Source organism: Arthrobacter sp. 10N44_2 (genome assembly GCF_056394385.1).
The window spans coordinates 78,169-93,332 of record NZ_JBFTHT010000008.1 but is presented as its reverse complement, the minus strand read 5'-3'; the positions used below and the strand labels follow the sequence as shown (position 1 = coordinate 93,332).

At 69.5% G+C, this 15,164-nt stretch carries 18 protein-coding genes; 7 read left to right on the top strand and 11 right to left on the bottom strand.

Translation table 11 applies throughout. The features are described from left to right. Nucleotides 1–255 precede the first annotated feature (255 nt). Together AC1DBX_RS10845 and AC1DBX_RS10840 are read left to right on the top strand one after the other, a co-directional pair. Nucleotides 256–585: a carboxymuconolactone decarboxylase gene (locus AC1DBX_RS10845; protein ID WP_476849568.1), complete on the top strand. Its 330-nt coding sequence runs from the start codon at nucleotides 256–258 to the stop codon at nucleotides 583–585. An 81-nt stretch (nucleotides 586–666) separates the two neighbouring features. Further along, the gene (locus AC1DBX_RS10840) at nucleotides 667–1,245 is read left to right on the top strand and encodes a TMEM175 family protein (RefSeq protein ID WP_028276784.1); all 579 of its coding nucleotides are present in this window, start codon (nucleotides 667–669) and stop codon (nucleotides 1,243–1,245) included. Nucleotides 1,246–1,275: 30 nt separating this feature from the next. Here the strand turns inward: AC1DBX_RS10840 and AC1DBX_RS10835 are convergent, their stop codons facing one another. The 3 genes from AC1DBX_RS10835 to AC1DBX_RS10825 all read right to left on the bottom strand — a co-directional run bounded on the left by AC1DBX_RS10835 (nucleotide 1,276) and on the right by AC1DBX_RS10825 (nucleotide 4,116). Beyond that, complete coding sequence (locus AC1DBX_RS10835) at nucleotides 1,276–1,623, bottom strand: GNAT family N-acetyltransferase (protein WP_476872601.1); 348 nt, start codon at nucleotides 1,621–1,623, stop codon at nucleotides 1,276–1,278. A 97-nt stretch (nucleotides 1,624–1,720) separates the two neighbouring features. Continuing rightward, entirely contained in the window at nucleotides 1,721–2,761 is a 1,041-nt protein-coding gene (locus AC1DBX_RS10830; RefSeq protein ID WP_476931733.1) for a pirin family protein, read from the bottom strand. A gap of 71 nt (nucleotides 2,762–2,832) precedes the next feature. Continuing rightward, the gene (locus AC1DBX_RS10825) at nucleotides 2,833–4,116 is read right to left on the bottom strand and encodes a class I SAM-dependent methyltransferase (protein WP_476931732.1); all 1,284 of its coding nucleotides are present in this window, start codon (nucleotides 4,114–4,116) and stop codon (nucleotides 2,833–2,835) included. A gap of 212 nt (nucleotides 4,117–4,328) precedes the next feature. Here AC1DBX_RS10825 and AC1DBX_RS10820 point away from each other — a divergent pair, with 212 nt between their 5' ends. Next, complete coding sequence (locus tag AC1DBX_RS10820; RefSeq protein WP_043436051.1) at nucleotides 4,329–4,676, top strand: hypothetical protein; 348 nt, start codon at nucleotides 4,329–4,331, stop codon at nucleotides 4,674–4,676. Nucleotides 4,677–4,886: 210 nt separating this feature from the next. Further along, on the top strand, nucleotides 4,887–5,153 hold the full coding sequence (locus AC1DBX_RS10815; protein WP_476849564.1) for a hypothetical protein: 267 nt from the start codon (nucleotides 4,887–4,889) through the stop codon (nucleotides 5,151–5,153). On the opposite strand, the gene AC1DBX_RS10810 is transcribed toward AC1DBX_RS10815, so the two are convergent. Then, a complete protein-coding gene (locus tag AC1DBX_RS10810; protein WP_164468558.1) occupies nucleotides 5,143–5,280 on the bottom strand; it encodes a hypothetical protein in 138 nt (45 codons plus the stop codon). The genes AC1DBX_RS10815 and AC1DBX_RS10810 overlap by 11 nt on opposite strands. Nucleotides 5,281–5,347: 67 nt before the next feature. Beyond that, nucleotides 5,348–6,373 (bottom strand): non-homologous end-joining DNA ligase, encoded by a 1,026-nt coding sequence (gene ligD / locus AC1DBX_RS10805; protein ID WP_476931731.1) that lies wholly within the window; start codon nucleotides 6,371–6,373, stop codon nucleotides 5,348–5,350. 70 nt (nucleotides 6,374–6,443) lie between these two features. On the opposite strand from ligD, the gene AC1DBX_RS10800 reads away from it, so the two are divergent. Continuing rightward, nucleotides 6,444–7,133, top strand: coding sequence for an alpha/beta hydrolase family protein (locus AC1DBX_RS10800; RefSeq protein WP_476931730.1), 690 nt, complete (start codon nucleotides 6,444–6,446; stop codon nucleotides 7,131–7,133). 23 nt (nucleotides 7,134–7,156) lie between these two features. Here the strand turns inward: AC1DBX_RS10800 and AC1DBX_RS10795 are convergent, their stop codons facing one another. From AC1DBX_RS10795 to AC1DBX_RS10780, 4 genes are all read right to left on the bottom strand, one after another. Then, a complete protein-coding gene (locus AC1DBX_RS10795) occupies nucleotides 7,157–8,380 on the bottom strand; it encodes a macrolide family glycosyltransferase (RefSeq protein ID WP_476931729.1) in 1,224 nt (407 codons plus the stop codon). Nucleotides 8,381–8,567: 187 nt separating this feature from the next. Next, entirely contained in the window at nucleotides 8,568–11,261 is a 2,694-nt protein-coding gene (hrpB, locus tag AC1DBX_RS10790) for an ATP-dependent helicase HrpB (protein ID WP_476931728.1), read from the bottom strand. Nucleotides 11,262–11,324: 63 nt separating this feature from the next. After that, nucleotides 11,325–12,041: an anti-sigma factor family protein gene (locus AC1DBX_RS10785; RefSeq protein ID WP_230011360.1), complete on the bottom strand. Its 717-nt coding sequence runs from the start codon at nucleotides 12,039–12,041 to the stop codon at nucleotides 11,325–11,327. Beyond that, a complete protein-coding gene (locus tag AC1DBX_RS10780) occupies nucleotides 12,038–12,544 on the bottom strand; it encodes a sigma-70 family RNA polymerase sigma factor (protein WP_230011359.1) in 507 nt (168 codons plus the stop codon). The genes AC1DBX_RS10785 and AC1DBX_RS10780 overlap by 4 nt, the downstream gene beginning before the upstream one ends. Before the next feature lie 537 nt (nucleotides 12,545–13,081). Between AC1DBX_RS10780 and AC1DBX_RS10775 the strand changes: the two genes are divergently transcribed. Both AC1DBX_RS10775 and AC1DBX_RS10770 read left to right on the top strand, forming a co-directional pair. Beyond that, nucleotides 13,082–13,753: a hypothetical protein gene (locus AC1DBX_RS10775; RefSeq protein ID WP_476931727.1), complete on the top strand. Its 672-nt coding sequence runs from the start codon at nucleotides 13,082–13,084 to the stop codon at nucleotides 13,751–13,753. 130 nt (nucleotides 13,754–13,883) lie between these two features. Beyond that, on the top strand, nucleotides 13,884–14,150 hold the full coding sequence (locus AC1DBX_RS10770) for a hypothetical protein (RefSeq protein ID WP_476849557.1): 267 nt from the start codon (nucleotides 13,884–13,886) through the stop codon (nucleotides 14,148–14,150). 70 nt (nucleotides 14,151–14,220) lie between these two features. Here the strand turns inward: AC1DBX_RS10770 and AC1DBX_RS10765 are convergent, their stop codons facing one another. Next, a complete protein-coding gene (locus AC1DBX_RS10765) occupies nucleotides 14,221–14,553 on the bottom strand; it encodes a YegP family protein (RefSeq protein ID WP_028276773.1) in 333 nt (110 codons plus the stop codon). Between the two features lie 263 nt (nucleotides 14,554–14,816). Continuing rightward, nucleotides 14,817–14,972, bottom strand: coding sequence for a hypothetical protein (locus AC1DBX_RS10760; RefSeq protein ID WP_476849555.1), 156 nt, complete (start codon nucleotides 14,970–14,972; stop codon nucleotides 14,817–14,819). Nucleotides 14,973–15,164: the final 192 nt, after the last annotated feature.

The following is a 15,164-nucleotide window of genomic DNA, read 5'->3' as shown; positions in this document are numbered from 1 at the left end:
CGCGCCACTGCGTCTCGGCTCAAGCTACTGCGATTCTGGCCCCGAACCGGCCCATCGTCAACGCATCGCTGATGGATCCCGCAGCGCAGGCTCAAAACGCCATCTGTTCCGCAGCCGGGCGACTGACCCATCGATTCATGCGGTTCGGGTGATGCCACCCCTGGTCGTGGCGGGTTACGTTCATGACGAGTCGGGCCGATCCGCTCACGTCGCGTCACTCGGCGCACAACACTGAAACCAGATGGAGACATAACCATGGCCGAAGAAGAAGCACCTGTTCTCGCCGTCCTCGCCGACATCACCGCCGTTTCGCTCGAACGCTCCACCCTTGAGCCTCGCGAACTGATGCTGGCCCGGATTGCGGCGCTCGCGGCAGTCGACGCCCCGGGCGCCTCCTACCTGTTCAACGCCGGTACCGCCGTAGACGTCGGCATCACCTTGGAGGATGTCCGGGGCATCCTGATCGCCGTTGCACCCATCGTCGGCACTCCCCGGATCGTGGCGGCGACCACCAATCTCGTCCAGGCGCTGGGCTTTGCCCTCGAAATGGCGGAGGAAGAACTCGAAGCAGGGACCCCGGACTAGTACCCTTACTTACGAACCGCACGTCACGGCGTCGGCAGTTCCTCGTTGCATCTGCCACGATGCCCTGACTAAAGGCGGCCCATGAACAAGAACCGGCTGGAGGCGTTCAGCGACGGCGTGCTGGCGATCGTCATCACCATCATGGTGCTGGAGCTTCACGTCCCCGCCGAACCGACCTGGCCGGCCCTGCTTCACGAGCTTCCAACGCTGCTCAGCTACCTGCTGAGCTTCATCTATGTCGGGATCTACTGGAACAACCACCACCACATGCTGCATCTGGCCGGGCGGATCAACGGTGGGGTGCTCTGGGCAAACCTGCATCTGCTATTCTGGCTCTCCCTCATCCCCTTCACCACCCGGTGGATAAATGACACGGGCCTGGCGGAGGTACCCGTCCTCGTCTATGGGCTGGACCTGCTGTTCGCCGCCATTGCCTACTACATCCTGAAAACAACCCTGATCCGCCAGCAGGGACGCGGCGGCGCGCTGGACCGGGCCATGGGGCAGGACTGGAAGGGCAAGGGATCGCCGGCGCTCTACATCGCCGGGATGGGGCTCAGCCTGGTGAACCCGCTCTTGGGGATCGCCGCCTATTCGGTGGTCGCCGCGATCTGGCTCATCCCGGACCGGCGTGTGGAGCGGTTCATCGCACACACGTGAGTCCAGAGGCGCAGGTGTGTCCCGGAGCGGCTACTGCCGGACGCGTTGGGCCAGCGAGGCGCTCAGGAACCGCAGATGCGCCGGGGCCGGCGGTACCACGTGGGCCGCGTAGCCCGGGTGCTTGCCCAAGTACTTCTTGATGTAGGGACACACCGGAACGATCGTGAGGCCCGCGGCGATAGTCTCATCGAGTGCCTGCGCGGCCAGCACCCCGGCCAGCCCGCGGCCGCCATATTCCTCGTTGATCTCCGTGTGGTAGAAAATCCGCTGGCCCGCCCCGACGTCGTCCACGTAAGCGGCCTGGCCGATCACGGTGCCGGCGTCGAGCACTTCGAAACGGCTGCGCTGCGGGTTGTTACTGATGGTGATCGTGGTCAATATGGTCTCCTTGAGCGGGCCGGATTGGCCCGGCAGTCGGGCTTACGGGTGCAGGGCTGGCTGGGCTTGCCAGTATGGGCCTGCCGGAATGAACAGGTCAGCCGCGGGGCCGGATGCGGGCATTCGGCAGGGCCGGGGCAGGGAGAGCGGCGGGGCCGCCGGGCGGGAACGGGCCGAACCGCAGGTCGGATGCTCGCCCGCCGGCGTCCGCGCCGGCGTCCGCAGTGCCGGCGTCCTCAGTGCCGGAGTCCGCAGTGCCGGCGTCCGCGCCGATCTCGGACTGCCACTGGTCCCTGTACGCGACGATCTCCTCATGGCTGCGGCCGACGAAGTTCCACCACATCACGATTTTTTCGCCCAGCGGCTCTCCGCCAATGAGGAGAACGCGGGCTCCCTCGCTGCCCGCGACCAGGGTCAGGGACCCGTGGCCGACGGGCAGGTACGCGAGGTTGTCCGTCGGGACCGGCTGCCCGTCCAGGGCAAGGTTGCCCGAGTCCACGAGCAGGCCGTGTTCGAAGGACGCATCTGTTGCGAGCGTCAGCTCCGTCCCCGCTTCGAGCAGGAGCTCGGCACCGAGCAGGGGCGTGTGGGTGGTGACGGGCGAGACGGACCCGGCGAGTGCGCCCAGGAAGACGCGCATGGTCCAGCCGTTTCCGCTGACCGGCTCCGGACGGTAGTGCTCAAAGGTGGGCGCCATGTGGCGTGCCGTGTCCGGCAGCGCCACCCACAGCTGCGCCCCGTGCAGGACGGTGGTGTCCGGGGTGGAAAATTCCGAATGGCTGATGCCGCGGCCGGCGGTCATGAGGTTCACTTCACCGGGCCGCACCGCTGCGTGGAAGCCGGCCGAATCCCGGTGCTCGATTTCGCCTGTGAACAGCCAGCTGACGGTTTGAAGACCGGTGTGCGGGTGGCGCGGGACTTTCATGCCGCCGGAATCGCCGACCTGGTCCGGGCCGTAGTGGTCCAGGAAGCACCACGCCCCAATGAGGCTGCGCTGGCGCTGCGGAAGGGTGCGCCGCACATCCATCGCGCGCGGGCCGCCCAGCGGGACCTGCCGCGGAACCAGGAGTTCGACGCCGGCGCAGGTCCTGTCCGTTTCGCAGAGGATTTCCTGGGGCGCGACTTCGGTATTGCTCATGATGACAGCCTAGCTTCGTGCGGTCCGCGGGTCAGCCTTCGGCACACGGCCTGAACGTCCAGGACCGGGCCTCACATCCAGGCCGAACGGCGCAATGGGGGTTCCGCGCCGCCCGGGCGCTGGACCAGGATCTGGTTCACGCCCGTGATGCCAGCCTCGAAGCCGAGTGCGCTCGCGGCCATGTAGAGCCGCCACACCCGGGCCCTTCCCAGCCCGGCCAAACGCACGGCCTCGTCCCAGTGCTCCTCCAGGTTCCGCACCCACGCCCTGAGCGTCAGGGCATAGTGGGGCCGCAACGCCTCGACGTCCATGATCTCCAGGCCCGCCGATTCGAGTGCCGCGACCATCTCCGAGAGGCTGAGCATCTCACCGTCCGGAAAGACATAACGGGGAATGAAGGAGTCAGGGTCCGGCGGGGTCGCGCCGGCGTTCCAGGAAATCGCGTGGTTGAGCAGCCGTCCTCCCGGGCGGAGCAGGCCCTGCAGGTGGGAAGAATAGTGCTGGATCTGCTCGCGCCCTACATGCTCTGACATGCCGATGGAGCTGATCGCGTCGAACGGCCCGTCGTCCACGTCGCGGTAGTCCTGCACCCGGATGTCCACCCGGTCCGTGAGTCCGGCGTCCGCCGCCCGCTTACGGGCCAGGGCCGCCTGTTCGACCGAGAGCGTCACCCCGACGACGTCGGCCCCATAGTGTTGCGCGGCATGCAGCGCCAGGCTGCCCCAACCGCATCCCACATCCAGCACCCGCATGCCCGGCTGGAGCCCCAACTTGCGGCAGACCAGATCGAGCTTGGCGCTCTGGGCGGCGTCAAGCACGGTCTCGTCCGACTCCCAGACCGCGCACGAATACACCATGGAAGGGCCCAGGACGAGGGCGTAAAAGTCGTTCCCGACGTCATAATGGTGGGAAATGGCCGCGGCATCGCGCCCCATGGAATGCCGCCGCCCGTGCCGGCTCACGCGCGCTTCCTCCGGCGGCGGCGCCGGGTTCGTCCCGAGCGCGCCGAGCCGGACGGCTGTTTTGACCAGCGCGAACACCTCGCCGGGCGTCGGCGGCCGGAACGGGCCGGGCTCGGCGAACTTTCCCGCCGCACTGATGGCCGCGAAGGCGGCGAAGATGTCGTCTGGTGCCTCGATATCGCCGGCCACGTAGGCGCGGCTCAGTCCAAGCTGCCCCGGGGACCACAGCATCCGTCGAAGTGCCCGCCGGGACCGGAAAACGACGACTGGAGCGTCTTCCGGTCCCGCTTCCGAGCCGTCCCAGGCCTTCAGCCGCAGGGGGATGCCGTCGGTGCCAAGGATGATCGCCAGCGCGTCGGCCAGCCGTGAAGCCGCATTCGTGGATGCCGTCATGTCCAGTGCCTCAATTCCAGTGCCTCGTCTCCGGTGCTGCGGGCTGAGCCCGCCAGTTCCAAATCTAAGGGCATGACACGCCCGGCAACCAGAGCTTTGGTTCCGATTCCTTTCCCCGCCCCCTCCCCTCTTCCCTGCACACCACGCCTGCCCAAAGCATCAGCGGCGGACGCCTCTGGCGCGTGGGGGTGCTGTTGCCTATGGTGTGTCCTATGTCTGAGTCTTTCTCGTCCCTCGTGGACACGTTCAAGAATGTCGGTGTGTCCCGGGCCTACGGGCCCGCCGTGAACATCGCAGGAGAAGAGATCGTCCCGGTAGCGGTGGTGTCCTTCGGCTTCGGCGGAGGCAGCAGCCCGGAAGACGCCCAGCCCGGCAGCGGCGGAAGTGGAGGCGGGGGCGGCGGCTTCGTCTTGCCCCTGGGCGTCTACGCCAAGGGCTCCTCGGGCCGCATGACGTTCCGGCCCAACACCGTCGTCCTTCTGGTGGCGCTGGCCCCTCTGGTGTGCGCCGTTGGCGTTTCGATCCGCGGCATTCTTCGCACTGTCCGTTCCCACCGCTAGCACCGCGGCCGCAGGGCCAAGGATTCCCCAAGCCCGTCCGGGCATCGTTGGGTCTGGCAGCCTGGGTCTCGGGCAGCCCTGTGGTCGGGCGTCGGACGGACTTGATCGACGATGAACTTATTCAGAACTGCATGTGCAGCAAGCCTGGGCGCGGCGCTCCTGATGACGGGTTGCGGCGCTCCCCCGGCCATACCGGGCCCCACAACCACGGTGACGGCGACGGCCCCGCCGTCGGTGGTGGTCTTCGATCCGCAGACCAGCGGCAAGGTTCTGGCCGAGCGGATCAAGGCCCGCGCCAAACCCACGGACCCTGGTGTCACGATTTCCGAAGTGGAGTGCAAGAACTTCCCGGATATCAAGGTCAACACGCATACGGATTGCCAGATGGTGGTTAACGGGGTCAAACGCGGGTACCGGGCCACGTTCACCGAGCGGGACGGCCACTACGTAATAAAGGCCCAGGAACTTACCTGGTAGGGGTCCCGGCGTAGGACATGGCGGGTTCCCGGTCGTCGTCGGCGTCGACCCAGGCCGCGAAGTCCTTCAGCGACATGAAGCAGTAGTAGTCGCAATACCGCAGGTTCTTCTTCTCCGACTTGCTCATGCCGGTAATTCGATGCAGGAGCGGCCACGGATGGGCCGGCGGGTGTTGCCCGTCCGCGCGGGCAGCCTCAGCCGCTGTTGCGCGCCCGGCTCGGCTGCACCCGCGGCGGTTCCCCCGGCATCTTCGGGAAGTCCGGCGGGAACGGCAGCTCCCCCAGCCCGGCTTCGAGGTCTCTGTTCCACCATTCCAGCAAAAGATCGACGGAGCCGGCGCCGCCTGCGTGCATGCCCTCCCACGGATCGCCGGAAACTTTGAGCCGCTCCGGAACGGTGGCGATCGTGAAATCAGCCGGGTCGACGGACCCGAGCTCTTCCCAGCGGATCGGGCACGACACCGTCGCGTTGGCGAGTGCGCGCGGGCTGTAGGCCCCCGCGATCGTGCGGTCGCGGTTCGCCTGGTTGAAGTCGACGAAGATGCGGGCGCCGCGTTCCTCTTTCCACCACGCGGTGGTGACTTGCGCGGGCATCCGACGCTCGAGTTCGCGGGCTGCCGCGATGACGGCGTGGCGCACGTCCAGGAACTCCCGGGTCGGCCCGATCGGGGCAAAGACGTGAAGCCCCCGGTTGCCCGAGGTCTTGATGAAGGCCTCCAGCCCGGCCTCCGCGAGTACGCGCCGCAACTCGCGTGCAACCGGAACGGCATCGACGAACCCGGTACCGGGCTGCGGGTCGAGGTCGATCCGCAACTCGTCCGGATAATCCGGTTTGCCGGCCCGGGAGGCCCAGGGGTGGAAGACCACCGTATTCATCTGCACCGCCCACACCGCGGCGGCGATTTCGTCAATGACCAGCTGGGGATGCGTGCGTCCGCTTGGATAGACGACGTCGACCGCGCGGATGAAGTCCGGGGCACCCTTGGGCGGGTTCTTGGAGAAGAATTGCTCGCCGTCCACCGTGTCCTTGAACCGCTGGAGCGTTACCGGCCGGTCCCCGTTCGCGGCCAGGAAGGCGTCCCCGACGTCCACCAGGTACCGGGCCAGGTCCAGCTTGGTCAGTCCCGGGCCGGGCCAGAGAACCCTCGCCGGGCTGGACACCCGCAACTCCCGGTCGCCGTGCGGACCGCTGACGGTGAGGTGGACTTCTTCCTTGGCCATGGGGACAACCTACCCCGGCGGCGTGGACAGTTGAAGAGCGGAACAGCCGTCCACCCGGCATGATGGACACATGACAACGCCTGAGTTCCCGATCACCCTTGAAGTCGGCGACGCCGCAGTGTCGGGCGTATTTGCCGGGCCCGAGGACTCCTTCGCAACCCTGGTTGTTGCCCACGGCGCCGGGGCGGGAATGGACCATCCGTTCCTTGTGGGCTTCACCCGCGCCCTGAACGAACTCGGCGTCGCCACCCTGCGCTTCAACTTCCCCTACCGCGAGGCAGGACGAAAATTCCCGGACCGGCCGCCGGCTGCCATCGCCACCTGGCGGGCGGCCATGGCCGCAGCCGCGTCCCGTTCCGCGGGCCGGCCGTTGTGGGCCGCCGGGAAATCGTTCGGCGGACGCATGGCCTCAATGGCCGTCGCGGAAGGCATGCCTGCCGCCGGGTTGGTCTATCTGGGCTACCCGCTGCACCCGCCGGGGAAACCGGAAAAGCTCCGCGACGAGCACCTCTACGGGCTGACGCTGCCGATGCTGTTCCTGCAGGGCACGCGGGACACGTTCGCCACCCCGGAACTGCTCGAGGCCGTGGCGGCCAAAATCGGGCCGCCCGCGACGGTGGAGTGGCGCGAGGGCGGGGACCACTCCTTTGCCGTTGCCGGCGCGAAGCGCAGTGCCGACGAGGCGGGGGCGTCACTGGCGGCGACGGTCGCCGACTTCCTGAAAACACACGGCGATATTCCCGCGGCCGCGCTCCCCTGACCGGTCTGGCATCACGGCCCGGCCTAGCCGACGTCGCCGAACCGGCCCGCCCCGTGCTGCACACGCGCCTCGATGGCGTCGGCGGCAGCCACGGCCCCTCCCGCGCTGCGGACAACATCGCGCATCGCGGCCAGGTTGCGCCGGACCTGCTCGTCCGTATGGACCGCGGTGACCGCGGCCCGGAGCGCGTCGGACCCGACATCCTCCGGAGCAAGGCGCCTGCCCAGACCCAGTTCTTCCAGCCGGCGGGCGGTGGCCGCCTGTTCCGGCTGCTGGGGCACGGCCACCATTGGGACGGCGTAATACAGCGCTTCCATGGTCGAATTCATGCCGGCGTGGGTGATGAAGACGGCGGTCCGGCGCAATACCTGCAATTGCGGGAAGAACGGCCGGACCCGGACGTTCGGCGCAATCGTGCCGAGATCGGCCAGGCTGGTCTGGTCCCCAACGGCCATCGCGACGTTCCACTCGCTTCCGCCGAAGGCATCAAGGCACATCCGGAAGAAGTCCGGCCGGCGGTTCAGCGGGGTGGTGCCCAGCGAAATAAACAACAGCGGTCCCGTTCCCTCACGCTCCCATTCGCCGTCGGTATCCCGGCCGCCGACGCTGGGACCCACAAACCGGAACCGGTCATCGAAGGTCGCCCCCATGGGCTGGAATTCGCGGGGTAGGAACACGATGTTGAACGGCGCAGGCGGACCATCGAACATCCGCGGTGTCCGCACGCCCTGCCCGGCCGCGAACTCCGCCAGCAATCGGCCCATGGCCAGCGCAACCTTGGCCATCTCATCGGCGCCGTCCGGTGGCGGGGCAGGCATCAGCGATCTCAGCGAGAAGTGCTCGTTGGTGGCATAGGTGGGCATGAGGGCAATGGCCGGGGCACCGATCTTTTCCGCCGTCATGCTGCCGCTAAGCGTCATCGCGTCAAAGCAGATAGCGTCCGGCGGGTCCTGGCGGAGTTGATCGACCAACGCCGGAAAGCTGGTTCTGAGGTCCTCGAACACGCGGTGCATGATCGGCAGCATCAGGTGCGCCTGTGCCCGCTGCCCGGGCCCCAGGGCGGGCAGCGATGCCATCCAGTTCCCGCCGGACGCGTGAAAGTCCGCGCCGGCCTTGCGGATCAGCGGTCCGAAGTCGGCGGACGTGAAATATGTGACCCTGTGCCCCCGGGCCACGAGCTCCGCCACCAGCGGCAGGGTCGGGTTCACGTGTCCGTAGGCGGGAATGGAGACGAACGCAAGGTGCATGGCCATCACTCTTCATCGCGTGGCTGATTTTTGTTTGACGGGCAGGTTTGACCCGCCCGTTTGACCGGCCTGTTTGCCCGGCGTCCCGCGGGCCGGGAGGCCCGCCGGTGTCGTGCTCCTTCATCATGCCCCTGTTGCCCGGGCGGCGCGAGTGGTCAGTTGGCAGCGCCGGGCTGCTGGTCCGGCGTCAGTTCCGCGGCTTGGTCCGGGCTGTCGCGGGTGCGGTCCATGGGTCTTCAGGCCACGGATGCCGCGGATAGCGGCCGCGCATTTCGGCCCGGACCTGGGCGTAGGGCCCGGACCAGAAGGATGCGAGATCGTCTGTCACGGCCAGGGGCCGGCGGGCCGGCGAGAGCAGATGGAACAGCACCGGCACGCGCCCGTCGGCCAGCCGCGGCGTCTCGGCCCAGCCAAAGCACTCCTGCAGCTTGACGGCCACTACGGGCCGGCCGGTGGCGTCTGCCGCGTCCGGGTAATCGATCCGGATCCGGGATCCGCTGGGGACCGCCAGCGACTCGGGTGCCAGTTCGCCCAGCCGGGCCGCCTCGGGCCACGGCAGCAGCCGGCTCAGCGGGCCGGCGAGGTCGATCCCGCCCGTCGACGCCCCGCCGGCCAACGCCGCGAGCTCCGGGGCCAGCCAGTCCTGAAGCCGGGCCAGCAACGCCGGTTCGGAAACGTCGGGCCATGCCCCGCCCAGCTCCCGGTGCAGCAGGGCAAGACGGCGGCGCAAGCCGTCCGCCGCGTTCGACCATCCGATGGTGGCCAGCCCCTCGCTGGCCAGGGCGCGGGCCACGGCTGCGCGGCCCTCCTCCGCAGGAGGCCGCACCGGGGTGGACGAGAGCACGATCGCGCCCAGGCGGCGCTCCCGCCGGGCCGAGACCCGGCCCTGGCTAAACCGTGCCTGCAGCGTGTCGCTCAGGAGGTTGCCGGCGGCGGCCTCTGCCGTGTCCGCCGTCAGCGGCGCCGCAGAGCGGATGACGGCACCGGTCCCCGCGGCGTCGCGCCCTTGTGCGCGGGACACTTCGGCCACTCCCAGCCATTCGTGCCCGGACAGGGCGCTGCCGGCCGGCAACCCGGCCCGCGTTCCGGAGGTCAGCAGGTATTGCGCCGGCCCCTGGCCCGGAACGCGGCGCGCCACCCGGTCCGGGAAAGCCAGGGCGACGACGAACCCGACCGCCTCCGCGGCACCAACGGCCCCAGCAGACGCAACCGGCGCGGCGCCGGATGGCTTCTGATGCCCGCCACCGGTGGATTCCTGCCGGGCGATTGACTCCATCCGCCGGACGTCCTCCGACCAGCGCCGGGATCCGGGATCCCGGCCCGTCCGCAGCGCGGCAAGCAGCCTGGTGAGGTCTGCGCCCGGTGCGCGCTGGTCCCCCGAGACCAGGGCAACGGCCTCGGCCGCCGTGCGGTAGCCCACCGTCGCGGCGCCGTCCAGCAGGGCGCGGGCCAGCCGGGGATCAGTCGGGACCCGGGCCAGGGTCTTGCCCACCTCGGTTGCGTGACCCTCCGCGGTGACGGCGCCGAGTTCCCGAAGCACTTCGACGGCCTCGTCCATCGCGGCCCGGGGCGGCGCGTCCGGCAGCGCCAGTCCCCGGCCGCCTGGGGATCCCCAGCAGGCCAGGACCAGGGCGGCGCCGGTCAGGTCAGCTGCCGCGATCTCCGGCGTCGGGTGCGCCGGCGCAGCGCCAAAGGCCCGCTGGTCATAGCAGCGGATCACCGTGCCCGGGCCCTGGCGTGCGGCACGGCCGGCGCGCTGGTCCGCGGACGCCCGGGAGCAGGACACCGTCACGAGTCCGGACATTCCGCGGCTGGCGTCGCGCCGCGGCTCGCGGGACAGCCCGGAATCGATGACCAGCCGGACGCCCGGAACAGTGAGGGAGGACTCGGCGAGTGCGGTGGAAACGATGATCCGGGCAGCCCCGCCGGGCTCACGCCCGGAGACGGCGCGGTCCTGCTCCGCCGGCGGGGCCTGGCCGTGGAGTTCAAGAACCTCGGCGCGGATCCGGCCGCGGAGCCGCGCAGCCACGTAGGAAACCTCCCAGGCGCCGGGAACAAACACCAGGGCGTCCAGATCCCGTCCGCCAGCCAACGCGGCCGCGTGCCCGGCCGCTGCCGTGTCGGCCACATGGTCCAGGAAGGCCCGGGCCACGCCCCGCTCATCCAGCCGCGGCGCCGGCGCGGGGGCCCATTCCACGTCCAGCGGAAACAGCACGGACGGACAGTCGATGACCGGTGCCGGGCCGCCGCCGTCGTCAATTCCGTCCGCCGCCGCACCGATCGGTGCGTCTCCAATCAAGGCGGCGAAGCGGGGGGCATCGAGGGTGGCCGACATGGCGACGAGGGCGAGGTCGCCGCGCAACTGGCGGACTTCGGCGAGCATGCCAACGAGGAGGTCGGTCTCCAGCCCGCGTTCGTGGACCTCATCGAGGATCACGGCGTCCGTGCCCTCGAGCCCCGGGTCAGCGAGGAGGCGGCGCAAGAGGATGCCGGGGGTAACGAACTCGATCACGGTACCCGGGCCGGTCTGGCGTTCCCCGCGGACCGTGTAGCCCACGCGGTCGCCGAGCCGGGTGCCGTCCAGGGCGGCCAGGCGCCGGGCGGCCGCACGGGCAGCGACGCGGCGCGGCTGGGTGACGACGATCCGCGGGCGCCCGCCCCTCCCGCCGGCGGAGATGTTGGCGAGCAGCGGCGGCACCAGTGTCGTCTTGCCTGTGCCAGGAGGCGCCTGCACCACCGCGGACGCCCCCGCACCACCGGCTTGCAGTGCCGCCGCGAGGGCTCCCAGCGATTCCGCAAAGGCCAGGCCAGCCCCGATGGCGCCGAGGTCGAAGAGGCCCTTCGCGCAGGCTGGGTCCAGGGGTGCGGTCGCGGAAGTCACGCCTCCATTGTCCCTGCAATGGAGTCCTGGCCATCCATCCGGCGCCGCGCCGCTGTGCCGGCGCTACGGGCGCGCGGCCAGCAGCGTCTTGCCGCTCGCGACGGCGCGGATTTCAATGCTGCGGATATCGGCTCTCGGGACAACCGTGGTGGCCGTCGGCGTCGCCACTGTCCCCGGCGTTGCTGTCCAGGTGGCCACCTGGGTCGTGGCGCCGCGGGAGTCGACAACCACCAATCCGTACTCTTCCGGCGCGCGGAGACCACCCGGCAGAGCGTAGTCGGCCGGGGACGGCGTGTACGTGCACTGCCAGTCGATCTGCGTTCCCCACGGCTGCGTGGTCAGGGATCCGGTGGCCACCATGGCGCTGTCGGCGACCGGCGTGAAGTCCAGGGCCGTCGCGGATGCGGCCTGGATCTGGGCAGCCGGGGGCGGGGAGGCCGTGACCTCAACGTAAACCGCGCCTGCGGCGGCAGCGGCGCCCAGCATGATCCCGGCGACAGCCAGGCGGGTGCGCCGGCGGCCGCGCTGGACCTTATGCGCCAGCCCGGGCTGCAACGTCGGCGTCCGCCGTTCGCCGTCCGTCCGCCCGAGGGACTGGGCTTCCTCGGGTGAGAGTGCTGCCAGCAGCGACGGCAGTCCGGCAAGGTCGGCGACGGCGGCCCTGCAGCCCGCGCAGCCGGACAAGTGCTCCTCGAACTCGCGCCGCTCCGAGGAGATGAGGGAACCCAGCACGTACGCGGCATCCCAGCGGCGGTACTCATCGGTTCCGTTCTGGTTCATGGCGTCACGCCTCCCTCCTGCAGGGCCAGCCGCATCGCCCTCAGCGCGTAGTGCAGGCGCGACTTCACCGTTCCCTCGGCCAGTTGAAGATTTTGCGCGATCTCGGCGGTCGTCTCCCGCAAATAGTACGAATGAATGACGACGGCCCGGTGCTCGGCGGACAGCCCGGCGAGCGCATCCGAGACAAGCCACCCGTCCAGGATCCTGTCGACCCGGTCCGCCTCCGGAATCTCAGGCAGCTGATCGGTTCCCGTTTCGTGCCGGCGCCGGGCGCTGCGCCGGTCATCAATGACGAGGTTGCGGGCAACCGTGTAAAGCCAGGCCCGCACCGCCGTCTCCGGGCGCCGCAGAATCGCCGGGTGTTTCCACGCGCGGATCAGCGTCTCCTGCACGACGTCATCCGCCAGGGCGCTGTCACGGGTCATCCCCATGACGAACCGCCATAGCGCCGGGCCGTAAGCCTCCTGCAGCGATCGCAGTAACTCGGCCTCCTGATCGGACATTTCCGCCTCCTTGGAGGTAGGACGACGCCGGGCGGCAAACAGTTCACTTACGCCCGGCGCGGTCGATGGCCGCAGCCCGCGTTGAACCTGCAGGCTGCCGGAACCGTTGTAGGGACAGGTCCGGCCGCCCCTGGCCGGCCATCCCAAAGGAGAGCACAATGAAGATTCTTCGCCCGGCGACTGCCGCCGCGGCGTTGGGCGCCATCCTGCTGCTGGGGGCCTGCTTCGCCGGGCGCACAGCGACGCCTGCACCGGCCCCCTACACAGTCCCGTCAGTTCCTGCGACGGGGACCCCCACGCCGTCGCCCAAGGACCCAGCCGGCAACGCGGCTCCGCCGTCGACGGTTGCCCCGCCCGTTGTGCTGGCTCCGCCGTCGACGGTTGCCCCGCCCGTTGTGCCGGCTCCGCCACGGTACGCTGCCCCGCCCGCCCCGGCGCCCATGATCCGGCCGCCGGCGCCCGCCCCGCGGCGCGTCGTTCCACCGGCGCCGCGGCCCATGGTTCCGCCGCCCGCCCGGGTGCCTGCCGGAAACGATCATGATGCCGACAACAACGGAGGACCGGACGACGGTGACGGCAACAGGTAGCAGCCACGGGGCGCTTGGGCCGGGCCCCGGCAGGGGGCTCCTGTTCGGGGTGCCGGCGGCGCTAGCGGCTTTGGCCCTCAGCGCGTGCGGCAGTCCGGCCGGGAACCAGCCGGCGGCGCCTGCCTCCGGCCCCACCCCGTTCGCGTGGTTCCGTGCCGGACCGGCCCCGGCAGGATGGCAGCCGCTGGAGCTTCCGGACACCACAGCCGTGCTGGCCATCCCACCTGATGCCGCTCCCGTGCCGGGCGACCCCGGGAGCGTGTCCGCGACCGTCACCGCCCCCGACGGGGACCTCCAGATCTATCTCAACGCCACGCCGCAGCAGGGCGACGAGTCGCTGGCTAATTGGCCCGAATTCCGGCTGGCCCATCTCACGGGCGAGAACGCCGCATCCGCGAGCCGGCTGCAGTACCGCGCCGGAATGGGGTTCCGGGGAGGCAACGGTTCCTGCGTGGAAGACACCTATGTAACGCGGATCGGTGCCCACAAATACCGTGAAATAGCCTGCCTCGTTGCAGGAACCCGGGGAAGCAGCGTCCTGGTTGTGGCCACGCCGGCCGATTCCTGGGACCGCTTCAGCCCCGTGCTGCAGCAAGCGGTGGACGCGTATGCCCCCCAATAGGGGCACGGCCTAATCCCCATCGAGCAGGGTGGCCTGGCCCGCTGGAGGAAGCCGGCTGGTCCTGGCCGGTTGGTTTAGTCACAGCGAAGGCGGGAGACTGGATCAACTCGATCACGAAAGTGGGAACCACATGATCAATCTCAAGCAAGACGCCGAGGGGTTCATCCGCATGAACCGGCACTTCCCGGAAAAGTCGCTCATCAGCATCACGTTCACCGATGGCTCAGAACACGTCTATTCCGGGCACCGGCTCAACGGCATCTACGACGAGGCCCTGGCGGAGTACCGGGCGCAGAACCACCTGGATGCCAAGGGGTTCTCGCGGGCGCCCAGGAAAACGGTTCAGCCCGCGAACAAGATCGAATTCGTTCCGGTGCACGCCGGAATGGACCCGTAGCGGCGCCCCTGGCCACCCAACGTCCGCCTGGGCCGTTTGCCGCGGCCGGGTCGCCGTGGGCCCTGCCGGATCAGCCGACGCCTACCGCGCCCGGCCCGTGCGCCGGGCGGCGGAGGGCGCGGGCGCGGATCCGGAGGTCGTTGTCGTGCACGCGCCGGTCGACGCCGGGCACCGGAGTCGGAGTGCTTCTCGGCCGCGGTGCCGCCGGACTCGCCGGCGGCTCCGGGCACAGATCACTGATCAGCCCCATGCCGGCATACTCGCGCACCGCGGTGATGCCGGCAACCGCTGCAGGCTTGTCCGCGAAGCCCTTTGACACGGCCAGTACTGCCCCGTCCGGTGCCCTGAGCCGAAACCTGAAGCAGGCATCGGCGTCAACGAAGAGTTCAAATGTGCCGGCCATGGCGATCCTCCCGATTCGCGGGCTCCCCGTCCGGACATCATTGCCACGGGGTGAAGGGGAAGGCGTCGCTGCTGCCCGCTGGTTTGGTTTGTCCCTGAGGCTGAACGGATGATGTCAGCCCGTCATTAAAGTCTCGCTGCGGCCGTGGAACGCCCACAAGGCAAGTCACGTAAATCCCAGGTAAATAGAACCCAACAGCCGTGCGCGGGCAACCGCCGTCTGGGTCCGCCGCGGGCAGGAACACTGCGGCCTCCGCGGTACCCCTACAGGGGCGGCCAATGGTCGCGGCAGTAGTCACCGCGGCTGGCGCCGGGAGACCCTTGCGGGATGACGCGGTCCCAGGAGGGGGCGACGGCCTCGCTCCGCTCTGAAGGCTCGGCTGCCGCGGTGCGGCCTGCGTCGCCGGGAAACCAGGTCATGACTGAATCGTTGGACAACGTACCCCCCATTGTTCTTGGCTGGAGGCGCACCGGCTCGCATTACGGACCGCCATGCGCCTCACGCAAGACTAACCGGGAGCACTGACACCAAAACAGGGACTTTGGACCGTATCGGCGAAAGGCGGCGGGCGCCTACCCGTGACCGCCCCGCAGGCCGCCGCCAACGGCTTC

Bases quoted from the DNA above. Each gene is read 5' to 3' on its own strand.
- AC1DBX_RS10845 (WP_476849568.1), top strand. From the start codon at position 256: ATGGCCGAAGAAGAAGCACCTGTTCTCGCCGTCCTCGCCGACATCACC.
- AC1DBX_RS10840 (WP_028276784.1), top strand. From the start codon at position 667: ATGAACAAGAACCGGCTGGAGGCGTTCAGCGACGGCGTGCTGGCGATC.
- AC1DBX_RS10830 (WP_476931733.1), bottom strand. From the start codon at position 2,761: ATGAGCAATACCGAAGTCGCGCCCCAGGAAATCCTCTGCGAAACGGAC.
- AC1DBX_RS10825 (WP_476931732.1), bottom strand. From the start codon at position 4,116: ATGACGGCATCCACGAATGCGGCTTCACGGCTGGCCGACGCGCTGGCG.
- AC1DBX_RS10820 (WP_043436051.1), top strand. From the start codon at position 4,329: ATGTCTGAGTCTTTCTCGTCCCTCGTGGACACGTTCAAGAATGTCGGT.
- AC1DBX_RS10810 (WP_164468558.1), bottom strand. From the start codon at position 5,280: ATGAGCAAGTCGGAGAAGAAGAACCTGCGGTATTGCGACTACTACTGC.
- ligD (WP_476931731.1), bottom strand. From the start codon at position 6,373: ATGGCCAAGGAAGAAGTCCACCTCACCGTCAGCGGTCCGCACGGCGAC.
- AC1DBX_RS10800 (WP_476931730.1), top strand. From the start codon at position 6,444: ATGACAACGCCTGAGTTCCCGATCACCCTTGAAGTCGGCGACGCCGCA.
- AC1DBX_RS10795 (WP_476931729.1), bottom strand. From the start codon at position 8,380: ATGCACCTTGCGTTCGTCTCCATTCCCGCCTACGGACACGTGAACCCG.
- AC1DBX_RS10785 (WP_230011360.1), bottom strand. From the start codon at position 12,041: ATGAACCAGAACGGAACCGATGAGTACCGCCGCTGGGATGCCGCGTAC.
- AC1DBX_RS10780 (WP_230011359.1), bottom strand. From the start codon at position 12,544: ATGTCCGATCAGGAGGCCGAGTTACTGCGATCGCTGCAGGAGGCTTAC.
- AC1DBX_RS10775 (WP_476931727.1), top strand. From the start codon at position 13,082: ATGATGCCGACAACAACGGAGGACCGGACGACGGTGACGGCAACAGGT.
- AC1DBX_RS10770 (WP_476849557.1), top strand. From the start codon at position 13,884: ATGATCAATCTCAAGCAAGACGCCGAGGGGTTCATCCGCATGAACCGG.
- AC1DBX_RS10765 (WP_028276773.1), bottom strand. From the start codon at position 14,553: ATGGCCGGCACATTTGAACTCTTCGTTGACGCCGATGCCTGCTTCAGG.
- AC1DBX_RS10760 (WP_476849555.1), bottom strand. From the start codon at position 14,972: ATGACCTGGTTTCCCGGCGACGCAGGCCGCACCGCGGCAGCCGAGCCT.